The following is a 12484-nucleotide window of genomic DNA, read 5'->3' as shown; positions in this document are numbered from 1 at the left end:
TCTGGCCTGGGTGTTTCCATTCAGTCCATGACCGTCAGTGTGCTGCTCAGCTTTGCAGGTGTGTGCTTCCTGCTGGCGATTCTTCCTGGACCGGATTCGTTCCTCGTGCTTCGATACAGCATCGGAGGGCAGCGACCCGGAATTGCAGCGGCCATGGGCGTCGCACTCGGCGGTTTGTTCTGGGCAGTGCTGGTTGCCGTCGGACTCGCGGCCATCGTCGAGCAGTCTGCGACCGTGTACCGAATTATCAAGATCCTCGGTGGGCTGTACCTGCTGTACCTCGGGGTACGTGCGTTCATGGCGCGCAGGAAGACGAAGGTCGACGGTGAGCCGATGGTGCCCGTCGTGGCCTCGGCTCGGTCAGCCTTCGGTGCCGGTGTCCTTTCGTGCGCACTCAATCCCAAAGTCGGGCTGTTCTATCTCGCTGTCGTTCCTCAGTTCCTGACCGTGGTCACGTTCGCCGGAGCCATGACACTCGGAGTCGTGGAAGTGGTGGTCGCCGCACTCGTCATGGGCGTCTTCTCGGTCGTCGCCTCGCGTGCCGTCGTGCTGCTGCGGCGACCGAAGGTGACCGACTGGCTCGATCGCATCAGTGCGGGAATCCTCGCGGCCCTCGGGATCGGCACAGTCGCGTCCTCGGTGTAGGGCAAAGGTACCGTGATCGAACCCGACTCGAGGGTCAGGCGATGTCCCAACCACCCCGCCTGATGCGGAGGATGTAGACCAGTTCATTGCTGCCGAAAGCCTCGACCGTGGTGAACCGCTTGGGCGCAGCATTGACCGCCGGATTGCGTGCATTCGCTTCCTCGTAGATCTGGGCGGCCCGCAGGTCTGCGAGTTCCACACGTGTCCAGAAATCGTCGGACTGCACCGAATAGACCAGCCGAGGAGCACCGTCGCTGATGTGCGCGACCTCGATATCGTCTTCGTTGTCCAGGTCGTCGCCCAGATCTTCCTCATCAGCGATTTCCTGGTCGGCATCGGTTCCGATCAAATAGACCCCGGGCTGCAGGTCTCCGGCGGGCACCGTCATGTACTCGGCGTAGTCGCCGGTGTCGATTCCGTCGGCATCCATGTATGTACGGTAACCATGTGCTGCTTCGATCATTGAATCCACTCGCCGTCGCTCGCGGAGACGATATTGCCGACGCTGTGACGATCGGCGGTGTCTCCTTGTCCCGCGGTGACATTCTCGGCGCCGCGACGTCGGTCGCCGAGCGGATCTCGCGGGCAGAACGCCTGGCAGTTCTCGCAACTCCCAGCGTCAAGACTGTGCTTGCCGTTGTCGGTGCGCTGATTGCAGGTGTGACGGTGGTGCCGATTCCGCCCGATGCTGGGCATGCCGAACGCGAACACATGCTGCGAGACTCCGGTGCGCAGGCATGGCTCGGCGAGGCGCCCGAGGACACGGCGGGCCTCGAGGTCCTGCCGGTTCGTCAGCACGCCAGGTCCTGGCACAGCTACCCGGATCCACACCCGTCGTCCATCGCTTTCATTCTGTACACCTCCGGCACGACCGGCCCGCCGAAGGGCGTCCTGTTGTCGCGCGAAGCGATCGCGGCCGGCATCGACGCGGTAGCGCAGGCGTGGAACTGGACATCCCGGGACACTGTGGTGCACGGCCTTCCGCTGTTCCATGTCCACGGCCTGCTCCTCGGAGTACTGGGTCCGCTGCGCGTCGGCAGTCCGCTCGTGCACACCGGTAAACCGACTCCCGAGCTGTATGCCGCCGCCAAAGGGACACTGTATTTCGGTGTCCCGACGGTATGGTCCCGCATCGCCGCCGACGAGACGTCCGCGACAGCCCTCGCGCATGCCCGGCTACTCGTCTCCGGCAGTGCGCCTCTACCGGTGCCGGTGTTCGAGAAACTGAAGGAACTGACCGGCCAGGCGCCCATCGAGCGCTACGGCATGAGCGAAACACTGATCACCATCAGCACCCGCGCCGACGGAGAACGTAGGCCCGGCTCCGTGGGAGTGCCGGTCGATGGCGTCGAGACACGAATCGTGAGCGAGGCGGGGGAGACGCTCCCACACGACGGGGAGTCGATCGGAGCGCTGCAGGTACGCGGTCCGACGATGTTCGCCGGCTACCTGAACAACCCGGAGGCGACGGCGAAGGTCTTCACCGAGGACGGTTGGTTCGACACCGGCGACGTGGCGGTCATCGGCCCGGACGGATTCCATCGCGTCGTCGGACGCGCATCCACCGACCTGATCAAGACCGGTGGCTATCGCGTCGGTGCCGGTGAGATCGAGACCGTTCTGCTGGGGGACCCGAGCGTCGACGAGGTCGCCGTCGTGGGCCTTCCGGACGATGACCTCGGTCAGCGCATCGTCGCATTCGTCGTCGGCACCGGCGTCGAACCGTCGGCTCTCATCGATCTCGTCGCGAGGGAACTGTCGATTCACAAGCGGCCGAGGGAAATTCGCATCGTGGATTCATTGCCACGCAACGCGATGGGCAAGGTTCAGAAGAAGCATCTCGGCTGAGCGGTTATTCGACGAGGCGACCGAAGCCTACGACGGCCGAATCATTGGATACGTCGACGGTATGTACGCGGATCTTTCCGAGTTCGTTGCCACCTACCGTGGTGGCTGTGTTTCCGTCGATCGCTACGACGATGTTGGTGTGCTGACCGATCCAACTGCTGTTGTCGTAGAGCACGACGTCCCCGACCGCCGGGATGTATCCCTTCGGTTCGAATCTGTCCTCGTCTTGGTAGTACTCGGTCAGCGTGTACACGCCGGGGATCCGCCAGCTCCCGGAATTCGGGTTGCTCAGTGGCTGTCCTGCCTCACGCATGATCCAGCTGACGAAGTTTGCGCACCACGCTTCTTCGACACCATCGGAGTAGAACGTTCCCGGGTTCTGTCGGCTGTGTTCGGTGCGGAGAAGTTCGACGACCTCGGCCTGCTCCGAAGACAGACCCGAAGCGTCGACATCGGGAAAAGCAGTGGTATCCCACGGCAAGTATCTACTCGGCGCCAACCACAACACGCCCGCTGCCAACAACACGGTGGCGGCAAGAACTCCGGCTACCCACGCCAACTTTCGACGGTTCGTGCGCGGGGCCGGTGAGGTACTCCCCGATTGCGCGCGCACAGATGCGGTGTCGACCCCGTCGTTACCCATCTGCGGAGTGTATCGGCCTCCGAGCCGGATGAGTGCGCAGGCCGAGCTGCTATTGTCGGCCCCGCGACGAAGCTGTTTCGACCAAAAATTCTTCGGAAGGCTCCAGATGGACTACGACCTACAGCGATTCGTCGACGCGCAGGATCCGGTGTGGGACACCGTCCGCGCCGAGCTGAAAGCCAGCCGCAAAAGCACCCACTGGATGTGGTTCGTTTTCCCACAACTCGCTGGACTCGGACGGAGCGCGACGGCTCAACACTTCGGTATCGCAGACCGCGTGGAAGCGCAGATGTACCTCTCCCACGAAGTGCTGGGGCCTAGATTGCGGAAGGCCGCCGCGATGGTGGTGAAGATCGCTGACGGGACCGCCGCAGATATTTTCGGATATCCGGACGATCTGAAGCTGCAGTCGTCGATGACCTTGTTCGCCGAAGTCGACCCTGGCTTTCCGATTTTCGGCGAAGTATTGCAGAAGTACTACGACGGTAAGCCGGACGAGCGAACTATCGATCTGCTCGACGACTAACATCATCTTTCATGACGAACGAGCAACTGGGGTCCATCGCCTTCATCCAAGCGACGTGGCACAGTGAGATAGTCGACCGCGCGCGCCAGGGATTCGTTTCCGAGTTGGTGGCGCAGGGCTATTCGGAAGCTTCGGTCGTCCAGTTCGCGGTTCCAGGTGCCTTCGAGATTCCGTTGCACGCCCAGCGTTTGGCACGCACGGGTAAATATTCGGCAATCGTGGCTGCTGCACTGGTCGTGGACGGCGGAATCTATCGGCACGAATTCGTCGAATCTGCGGTTATCGACGGCCTGATGCGAGTCCAGCTGGATACCGACGTGCCCGTGTTCTCCGTAGTGCTGACGCCCCACCACTTTCACGAGCACGCCGATCACGCCGCGTTCTTCACCGCACATCTGAAGCGCAAGGGAGTCGAGGCGGCACGCGCAGTGGTGACGACCCTCGACTCCCTTCGAACCATCTAGTCTCCCTTCGATCCATCTAGTCGTTGGCGTGCAGCGCGGCGTTCAGTTCGACGCCGGTGCCCTTCCACGGCACGACCTCGACGGCACCTGAAACTGAATTTCGACGGAACAACAGATTGCTGTTTCCGTTGAGCGTCGCAGCCTTCACGACGGTGCCGTCCGGGCCGGTGACCTTGGTTCCCGCGGTGATGTAGAGGCCTGCCTCGACGACACAGTCGTCGCCGAGGGAAATGCCGAGTCCGGAGTTGGCACCGAGTAGACAACGCTCGCCGACCGAGATGACGTTCTTGCCGCCGCCGGACAGTGTGCCCATGATCGAAGCGCCACCGCCGACGTCGGAGCCGTCACCGACGACGACTCCGGCCGAGATTCGGCCTTCGACCATCGAGTTGCCGAGTGTGCCGGCGTTGAAGTTGACGAATCCCTCATGCATGACCGTTGTTCCGCTGGCCAGATGCGCGCCCAGACGGACCCGATCGGCGTCGGCGATCCGAACGCCGGACGGCGCGACGTAATCGACGAGACGGGGGAACTTGTCGATGCTGAGGACCGTGACGTGGCCACGTGCACGAAGGCGAGTGCGGACCGTCTCGAAACCGTCGACCGCTGCCGGTCCGAAGTTGGTCCATACGACGTTGGCAAGAAAGCCGAACTGGCCGTCAAGGCTGAGCCCGTGCGGCTGAACGAGACGATGCGAGAGCAGATGCAGGCGCAGATAGACGTCATGCGCGTCGATCGGTGCGTCGTCGAGCGAGGCGATGGTGGTCCGGACGGCGACGACGTCGACTCCGCGAGCTTCGTCCGGTCCGACGAGGGCGGCGAACTCGGCGGGGATGTCCGACCCCTCGAGTCGTGTGGTGCCGACTGGCCCGTTTCCGCCCAGCTCGGGGCTGGGGTACCAGGTGTCGAGGACGACTCCACTGGTGGTGATGTTGGCAATGCCTATTGCTGATGCTCCCTGTGCGCTCACAGGTACCGAGGATACGGCGTGCGTCGTCGAAGGCAGAAGCGCGAGGGCGATGGGCGTGCGCCGCAGGCCCGTAGGGTCGGCCGAGGGCACGGCGAAGTTCGCCCTGAACAGGCGGGAGTGGAGCCTGCGGAATGACCTGGGTAGGCGGGAGTGGAGCCTGGGGATGGCCTGGAAGTAGTCTCGTACGGTGAGTTCGCACCCGGCTTTGAATCTGCATTCCGACCCCATCGATCTGACAGCGGCGCTGGTGGACATACCCAGTGTTTCGCGGGCGGAGTCGGTGATCGCCGATGCGGTGGAGGCCGCGCTGCGTGAGCAGACGGTCGGATTCGAGATCATCCGCAGCGGCAATGCGGTCCTTGCGCGCACCGATCGTGGACTTCCCAGTCGCGTGATGCTCGCCGGTCACCTCGATACCGTCCCGATTGCCGACAATGTGCCGAGCAGACGTGAACGCGACGGGGTCGAGGGCGATGTTCTGCATGGTTGTGGCACGGTCGATATGAAGTCGGGTGACGCCGTCTTTCTTCATCTCGCCGCCACGATCGAAGAGCCCGCGCACGACATCACGCTGGTGTTCTACGACTGTGAAGAGATCGACGCTGCGCTCAATGGATTGGGGCGGATCGAACGTGAGCTGCCGGAGTGGCTCGCGGCCGACGTGGCGATTCTGGGCGAGCCGTCCGGTGGATTCATCGAGGCGGGTTGCCAGGGCACGCTGCGAGTGCGGCTTTCGGCGGTTGGGACGAGAGCACACAGTGCGCGATCATGGCTGGGGGACAACGCAATTCACAAGTTTGGTGCTGTTCTCAACAGGTTGGCTGCATACAGTGCGCGAGAGGTGGATATCGATGGCTGCTTGTACCGCGAAGGTCTGCAGGCTGTCCGTATTTCCGGTGGCGTGGCAGGCAATGTCGTCCCCGACGCAGCCGAGCTGGATGTGAACTTCCGCTTCGCCCCCGATCGGAGTGTCGAGCAGGCGATCGAGCACGTTCGTGACGTCGTCGACGGGCTCGATCTCGGATTCGAGGTCACCGATTCTTCACCCGGTGCGTTACCTGGACTCGCCGCACCTGCTGCTGCGGCGCTGATCGAGGCGGCCGGTGGGCGGTTTCGCGCCAAGTACGGCTGGACCGACGTGTCGCGGTTCTCGGCGCTCGGTATTCCGGCGGTCAACTACGGACCTGGAGACCCCAACTTGGCGCACAAGCGCGACGAGCGGGTGCCTACCGATCAGATCACGAATGTCACGGCTGTTCTACGGGGATACCTGACCACTGGATAACCTGTGGTCCCGATGGTAGATGGGCCGGATAGCCTGTAAAACATGGAGACGCCAGCAAGGCACATGGGGTCGGTGACGTTGCGTCGCGGACGCAACACCGAATCATCGACCTCCGATCAACGATTGCTCGATCAGCGCGGAACAGGAAACTGGACTCACACCGACCCGTGGCGGGTGCTTCGGATTCAGAGTGAGTTCGTGGAGGGTTTCGGCGCTCTCGCCGAGGTGCCGAGGGCGGTCACGGTGTTCGGTTCGGCCCGAACCCCGCGTGATCACGATGAGTACAAGTCTGCCCGCGAGCTCGGAAGTGCGTTGGCGAAAGCGGGATTTGCGGTCATCACCGGCGGCGGCCCTGGGATCATGGAAGCTGCGAACCGCGGCGCGAGTACCGCCGACGGCTACTCGATCGGGCTCGGCATCGAGCTGCCCTTCGAGCAAGGCCTCAACGACTGGGTAGATCTGGGTATCGACTTTCGGTACTTTTTCATCCGGAAGACGATGTTCGTGAAGTACTCCCAGGCATTCATTTGTCTCCCAGGTGGTTTCGGCACTCTCGATGAGTTGTTCGAGGCTCTCACGCTGGTGCAGACGGGCAAGGTGACTCGCTTTCCGATCGTGCTGATCGGCACAGAATTCTGGTCAGGTCTTATCAGCTGGATCAAGGACACGTTGGTCGCGCAAGGCAAGGTTTCCCCGGCCGACCTGGACTTGATCCGTTGCACCGACAGTGTCGAGGAAGCAGTGCAGATCGTGAACAGTGTTTGCGGAGAGTCGGAGTGAGCGAAGCGGTCGCAATCAACAGGGTGTGCGTCTACTGTGCGTCGGGGCCGGTGGATTCGTCGTTTCTCGAGTTGGCGCGCGAGCTCGGTACCGCGATCGGCCAACGGGGATGGCAGTTGGTCTCCGGTGGCGGAAACGTCTCAATGATGGGGGCGATAGCCGAATCAGCCCGCGCTGCAGGCGCTTTCACCGTCGGAGTCATCCCGAAAGCTCTCGTTCATCGCGAGGTCGCCGACGTCGATGCCGATGAATTGATCGTCACCGACACCATGCGTGAGCGTAAGAAAATCATGGAAGACCGGGCCGACGCCTTCATCGCGCTACCCGGTGGCATCGGAACGCTGGAGGAACTGTTCGAAACCTGGACGGCCGGGTATTTGGGCATGCACGACAAGCCAGTCGTACTACTGGATCCAACGGACCACTACGCGGGTCTGTTGCAGTGGCTCGACGGGCTGTCCTCGACGGGCTTCGTTCAACAACGGGCACTGGACAAGCTGATCAGGACAGCGACCGTGGCCGATGCGCTAGCCGCCTGTTCTCCTCGATGAAACCTAAGGTTACTCTGGAGTAAGGTAATGGGGATCACATCGCTCGAAGGGGAGTACATGGCTGTCGACGCCCGTCAGAAGATTGGACTGACCGACCTCGCGGTCGCGTTGCCGAAAATGGTGACGGAGGTGCCGAGCCTGCTGCGCGGTGTCCTGGGCTTTACTCGCAAACCTCATCACAAGGCCTCGATCGGCCTGGTGTTTCAGGATGCTGCTGCCAAGTGCGGAGACCGCCCCTTCGTGCGATTCGAAGGTGAATCGGTGTCGTACGCCGACGCCAACTCGATGGTCAATCGGTATGCGCACGTGTTCACTGACCTGGGCGTCAAGCGCGGCGACGTGGTCGGTGTACTCAGCAAGAACAGGCCGGAGGCGCTTTTCGCGGCGCTCGCTGCCGTCAAGCTCGGCGCTACCGCAGGAATGCTCAACTACAACCAGCGGGGCGACGTCCTCGAGCACAGTCTCGGCATCCTGTCGGCGACCGTTCTGGTCCTCGACGAGAACGCTCAGGAAGCGCTCGACTCGTTGGACGACGCTCCCGAGGCGGGCGTGGTGCTGCCGATGAGGGAGCTTGCCGAACTCGCGGCCGGGGCCAGTGCGGACAATCCGTCGGTGACTGCGGAGATCCAGGCCAAGGAAAACGCCTTCTACATCTTCACCTCCGGCACCACCGGCCTCCCGAAGGCAAGTTTGATGAGCCATTTCCGCTGGCTCAAGTCGATGTCCGGGCTGGGCAACATGGGTGTGCGGCTGCGCGAAGACGACGTCATCTACTGCTGCCTGCCGCTTTATCACAACAATGCACTGACGGTGACGCTGTCATCGGTGCTCACCGGCGGCGCGGCGATGGCCATCGGTAAACAGTTCTCGGTCAGCAACTTCTGGGAAGACGTCAAGGTCAACAAGGCGACCGCGTTCACCTACATCGGCGAATTGTGCCGCTACCTACTGACTCAGGAGAAGCGGCCGGACGACCGAGACAACACGATCGAGCTCGTCGTCGGCAACGGCTTACGGCCCGAGATCTGGGAAGAGTTCACCGAGCGTTTCGGAATCTCGCGCGTGGCGGAGTTCTACGGCGCGAGCGAATGCAATATCGCGTTCATCAACGCATTGAACATGAAGAAGACCGCCGGCATTTGCCCACTGCCGTATGCCGTCGTCGAGTACGACGAGGAGTCGGGCGAGGCGAAGCGCGGAAGTAACGGCCGGCTTCGCAAGGTCGGTAGCGGCGAGGTAGGTCTTTTGCTGTCCAAGGTCACCGACCGCGCGCCGTTCGACGGATACTCGGACGAGCAGGCGACGGAGAAGAAACTCGTCCGAGACGGGTTCAAAGATGGAGACTGCTGGTTCGACACCGGAGACCTGGTCCGGAATCAGGGTTGGATGCACGTCGCGTTCGTCGACCGACTCGGTGACACTTTTCGGTGGAAGGGCGAGAACGTCGCGACTACGCAGGTCGAGGGCGCGCTCGGCGGTCACCCGTCGGTGGACGGTGTGGTCGTCTACGGCGTCGACATCGAAGGAACCGACGGCAAGGCAGGGATGGCTGCGGTGACGTTGCGTGACGGGGAGAGCTTCGATGGAAAATCGGTCGCCGAGCATCTCTACGACAAACTGCCCTCGTACGCGGTTCCGCTGTTCGTCCGTGTCGTGGACAGTCTCGAGCAGACCTCGACGTTCAAGAGCCAGAAGGTTGCCCTTCGCAAACTCGGCTACGGCGATGACCCCGAGGCCGAGCTGTACGTACTCCGCGGCAAGTCCGGGGGGTACGACAAGGCGTATGACGGATACGTCGACGAGGTAGCTGCAGGCAAGGCCCCCAAGGGTTAGGGAAGAAGCGAAGCGGTCAGTGTGTTTTCCAGCCACTGGCCGAACCGGTCCGTCGACCAGCCCGAGCGGTCGCACAGCATGCGGTGCATCTCGGGACTGGTCAGCGCCCAGATCGTGCCGCCCGCCGTGTCGATGTCGACGGCCAGTGGGCCACGTTCGCCGATCCACGACGCGATCTCGGTCATCGCTGCCTTGCGTTGGCGATCCTGGATGTCCGCGCGGAGAGCGGCAATGTCGGCGTCTACCCCTGCGGCACTGAGCAGAATGTCGTCGATTTCGCGGATGCGGGCTACCTGCCTGGCGATCCCATGTGCAAAGAGTCGAATCTGTGCCCGCTGATCCGGCTCGTCTCGGACGGCGAGGGCGGGGCCGCGCTGCAGGATCGGCGTCGGATCGTCGTCTCCGCCGATATCGAGGTCCACCAACACTTTCAGCAGCTCTTTTTTGCTTCTGAATATGTGGAAGACCGTGTCGGGTGAGACCTCGGCCGCCGCTGCGATGGCAGGCACCGAGGTTGTGGCGTACCCGCGTTCGAGGAAGAGTGCGCGCGCCGAATCGGTGATGCGTAGGCGTGTTGCTGCGGCTCGGTCTCGACGAACTGCAGAGTTGTAGACCCTCTTGACGTCTTCGCTCATTGCTTCCACTATAGACATATTAATCCTAGTGCTACTGGAACGAATTGAGGACCTCATGGATATTCAGCAAGCCAAGCTGCGAGTCAGGAGTGTGTTCGAAGACGGATTCGGAAAAGGTGACTTGGCGGTGGTCGGCGTAGCACTGGCCCCTACCGCAGTGGATCGGCATCCGTTCGGTGCAGACGAACCAGACATGGCGGCACATCTCGAGGGTGCGATCGGCATGTTCAGATCGGCAATGCCGGACCTGCAGGTGTCCGTGATGGACCTGTTCGGTGAAGGCGACCGCCTGGCCGCAAGAGTCGAGATGCGCGGAACACATACCGGCACGCCACTGTTCGGTATCCCAGCAGAAGGGGTCCCGGTGGTGATCGAGCAGTTCCACATCATCGAACTCGACGAACAGGGGCGCGGGGTTCGTCATTGGGCCGACGTGGGCGCCGACGCAGTCCGAGTTCAGCTGCGCGAAGGTGTCGGTGTGCGAAGGGATGCCACTATTGATTCATGAGCACCCTTTGCGGCAAACCGGTCGCCACCGACCGTGCACTCGTCATGGCGATTGTGAACCGCACCCCGGATTCGTTCTATGACAAAGGTGCGAATTTCACCGACGACGCGGCCATGGCGTCGGTGCATCGCGCTGTCGCAGAGGGCGCGGACATGGTCGATATCGGCGGCGTCAAAGCCGGACCCGGTGATGTGGTCGATGCGGCCGAGGAAATTCGCCGCGTGATTCCGTTCGTCGAAGCCATTCGAGGCGAGTACCCCGATCTGCTGATCAGTGTCGATACCTGGCGTAGCGAGGTAGCAAGGCTCGCGTGCGGAGTCGGTGCAGATCTGATCAACGACACCTGGGCAGGGGCTGATCCCGATCTCGTTGCAGTCGCGGCGGAAGAGGGCGTCGGGATCGTGTGTTCACACACCGGAGGGGCGACGCCACGCACGCGTCCGCACCGCGTCCGATATACCGATGTCGTCGCCGATGTCGTCGCCGAAGTGACGAAAGCAGCAGAAGCGGCGCTTGCCGCCGGAGTTCGCCGCGACTCGATTCTGATCGATCCGACCCACGATTTCGGAAAAAACACCTATCACGGGCTCGAGTTGTTGCGGCGAGTGGACGTTCTTGTAAACACCGGATGGCCAGTGCTGATGGCGCTCAGTAACAAGGATTTCATAGGCGAGACTCTAGGTGTAGAACTCGCCGACCGGTTGGAGGGAACATTGGCAGCGACAGCATTGGCCGCAGCAGGCGGAGCTCGCATGTTCCGAGTGCACGAGGTCGCATCGACCAGAAGAGTCGTGGACATGGTTGCCGCAATTCTGGGGACGAGGATTCCCGAACGAACCATCAGGGGGCTCGCATGACGTTGGCCGACCGAACGGCTGTGAGGGAATCGTGGGCAGCCTCGCACAGTTGGGATGAACCGTCGTGGTCTCTGGCGGAGCTGGAAGCAGCGAAGAAGGGCCGGACCGTCTCGGTGGTTCTACCAGCCCTCGACGAAGAACAGACCGTGGCCGCGGTCATCGACACGATCCACCCATTGCTGGGAGGCTTGGTCGACGAACTGATCGTCTTGGACTCCGGATCCACCGACGCCACCGCAGAACGTGCAAGGGCAGCCGGTGCACGGGTGATCAGTCGAGAGGAAGCAATTCCAGGACTCGAACCCGTGCCAGGCAAAGGCGAAGTGTTGTGGCGCGCAGTCGCAGCGTCGACCGGCGATCTCATCGTCTTCGTGGACTCCGACCTCATCAACCCCGACCCGGCCTTCGTTCCGAAGCTGCTGGGGCCGTTGTTGACGGTCGAGGGAATCCACCTGGTGAAGGGGTATTACCGGCGCCCGTTACGGGTGAGCGGCGGCGAGGACGCCAACGGTGGAGGACGGGTCACCGAGCTCGTCGCCCGCCCCCTGCTGGCAGCTATGCGTCCAGAATTGACCAGCGTGATCCAACCGCTCGGTGGTGAGTACGCGGGAACCCGCGAGTTGTTGTCTGCCGTCCCGTTCGCACCCGGCTACGGCGTCGAGATCGGACTGCTGCTCGATACCTACGATCGGCTCGGCCTCGACGCCATCGGCCAGGTCAACCTCGGTGTACGCAAGCATCGGAACCGTCCGCTCGTCGAACTCGGTGCCATGAGTCGTCAGATTGTCGGCACCATGCTCGGGCGATGCGGCATCCCGGACTCGGGAGCCGGGCTGACACAGTTCCGCGTCGACGGTGACTCGTTCGTCCCGTTCTCGACCGAGGTCTCGTTGGAGGACCGACCGGCTATCAACACCTTGCACGTGTGAATGGCAGGGC

15 protein-coding genes are annotated in these 12484 nt (G+C 62.4%); 11 read left to right on the top strand and 4 right to left on the bottom strand.

Features of this window, described 5'->3' with window-relative positions; genetic code table 11:
* Positions 1–27: 27 nt before the first annotated feature.
* A complete protein-coding gene (locus QMK32_RS00515) occupies positions 28–645 on the top strand; it encodes a LysE family translocator (RefSeq protein ID WP_283472358.1) in 618 nt (205 codons plus the stop codon).
* Positions 646–679: 34 nt separating this feature from the next.
* Here QMK32_RS00515 and QMK32_RS00510 read toward each other — a convergent pair whose 3' ends face one another.
* The gene (locus tag QMK32_RS00510) at positions 680–1075 is read right to left on the bottom strand and encodes a hypothetical protein (protein ID WP_269305145.1); all 396 of its coding nucleotides are present in this window, start codon (positions 1073–1075) and stop codon (positions 680–682) included.
* A 2-nt stretch (positions 1076–1077) separates the two neighbouring features.
* On the opposite strand from QMK32_RS00510, the gene QMK32_RS00505 reads away from it, so the two are divergent.
* Complete coding sequence (locus tag QMK32_RS00505; protein WP_283472356.1) at positions 1078–2493, top strand: acyl-CoA synthetase; 1416 nt, start codon at positions 1078–1080, stop codon at positions 2491–2493.
* 4 nt (positions 2494–2497) lie between these two features.
* Here the strand turns inward: QMK32_RS00505 and QMK32_RS00500 are convergent, their stop codons facing one another.
* Positions 2498–3136 (bottom strand): CHAP domain-containing protein, encoded by a 639-nt coding sequence (locus QMK32_RS00500; RefSeq protein ID WP_283472355.1) that lies wholly within the window; start codon positions 3134–3136, stop codon positions 2498–2500.
* Between the two features lie 106 nt (positions 3137–3242).
* Here QMK32_RS00500 and QMK32_RS00495 point away from each other — a divergent pair, with 106 nt between their 5' ends.
* Positions 3243–3662 carry a DUF1810 domain-containing protein gene (locus QMK32_RS00495; RefSeq protein ID WP_283472354.1) on the top strand — a complete coding sequence of 140 codons (420 nt, stop codon included), beginning with the start codon at positions 3243–3245 and terminating at the stop codon, positions 3660–3662.
* Between the two features lie 11 nt (positions 3663–3673).
* Positions 3674–4126 carry a 6,7-dimethyl-8-ribityllumazine synthase gene (locus tag QMK32_RS00490; protein WP_283472353.1) on the top strand — a complete coding sequence of 151 codons (453 nt, stop codon included), beginning with the start codon at positions 3674–3676 and terminating at the stop codon, positions 4124–4126.
* 16 nt (positions 4127–4142) lie between these two features.
* On the opposite strand, the gene dapD is transcribed toward QMK32_RS00490, so the two are convergent.
* Positions 4143–5096 (bottom strand): 2,3,4,5-tetrahydropyridine-2,6-dicarboxylate N-succinyltransferase, encoded by a 954-nt coding sequence (gene dapD, locus QMK32_RS00485; protein ID WP_084346032.1) that lies wholly within the window; start codon positions 5094–5096, stop codon positions 4143–4145.
* Between the two features lie 187 nt (positions 5097–5283).
* Between dapD and dapE the strand changes: the two genes are divergently transcribed.
* From dapE to QMK32_RS00465, 4 genes are read left to right on the top strand one after another with little or no spacing between them, the layout of a single operon-like run.
* A complete protein-coding gene (dapE, locus tag QMK32_RS00480) occupies positions 5284–6381 on the top strand; it encodes a succinyl-diaminopimelate desuccinylase (protein WP_283472350.1) in 1098 nt (365 codons plus the stop codon).
* Positions 6382–6423: 42 nt separating this feature from the next.
* Complete coding sequence (locus QMK32_RS00475; protein WP_283472348.1) at positions 6424–7161, top strand: LOG family protein; 738 nt, start codon at positions 6424–6426, stop codon at positions 7159–7161.
* Positions 7158–7712: a cytokinin riboside 5'-monophosphate phosphoribohydrolase gene (log, locus tag QMK32_RS00470; protein ID WP_283472347.1), complete on the top strand. Its 555-nt coding sequence runs from the start codon at positions 7158–7160 to the stop codon at positions 7710–7712. The genes QMK32_RS00475 and log overlap by 4 nt, the downstream gene beginning before the upstream one ends.
* A 57-nt stretch (positions 7713–7769) precedes the next feature.
* Positions 7770–9545 carry a long-chain-acyl-CoA synthetase gene (locus QMK32_RS00465; protein ID WP_283473129.1) on the top strand — a complete coding sequence of 592 codons (1776 nt, stop codon included), beginning with the start codon at positions 7770–7772 and terminating at the stop codon, positions 9543–9545.
* Here the strand turns inward: QMK32_RS00465 and QMK32_RS00460 are convergent.
* A complete protein-coding gene (locus tag QMK32_RS00460; protein WP_283472345.1) occupies positions 9542–10180 on the bottom strand; it encodes a TetR/AcrR family transcriptional regulator in 639 nt (212 codons plus the stop codon). The two genes, QMK32_RS00465 and QMK32_RS00460, sit on opposite strands and share 4 nt — an antisense overlap.
* 55 nt (positions 10181–10235) lie before the next feature.
* On the opposite strand from QMK32_RS00460, the gene QMK32_RS00455 reads away from it, so the two are divergent.
* Genes QMK32_RS00455 through QMK32_RS00445 form a run of 3 tightly spaced genes read left to right on the top strand, consistent with a single transcriptional unit; the run spans position 10236 to position 12474 of the window.
* Positions 10236–10688 (top strand): ester cyclase, encoded by a 453-nt coding sequence (locus QMK32_RS00455; RefSeq protein ID WP_283472344.1) that lies wholly within the window; start codon positions 10236–10238, stop codon positions 10686–10688.
* On the top strand, positions 10685–11545 hold the full coding sequence (gene folP / locus QMK32_RS00450) for a dihydropteroate synthase (RefSeq protein WP_283472343.1): 861 nt from the start codon (positions 10685–10687) through the stop codon (positions 11543–11545). The genes QMK32_RS00455 and folP overlap by 4 nt, the downstream gene beginning before the upstream one ends.
* A complete protein-coding gene (locus QMK32_RS00445; RefSeq protein ID WP_283472342.1) occupies positions 11542–12474 on the top strand; it encodes a glucosyl-3-phosphoglycerate synthase in 933 nt (310 codons plus the stop codon). Before folP ends, QMK32_RS00445 begins: the two co-directional genes overlap by 4 nt.
* Positions 12475–12484: the final 10 nt, after the last annotated feature.

This window comes from Rhodococcus sp. H29-C3 (genome assembly GCF_030063405.1).
Classification (GTDB): domain Bacteria; phylum Actinomycetota; class Actinomycetes; order Mycobacteriales; family Mycobacteriaceae; genus Rhodococcoides.
The sequence above is the reverse complement of the archived record's forward strand: the minus strand, read 5'-3'. Positions and strand labels throughout refer to the sequence as shown.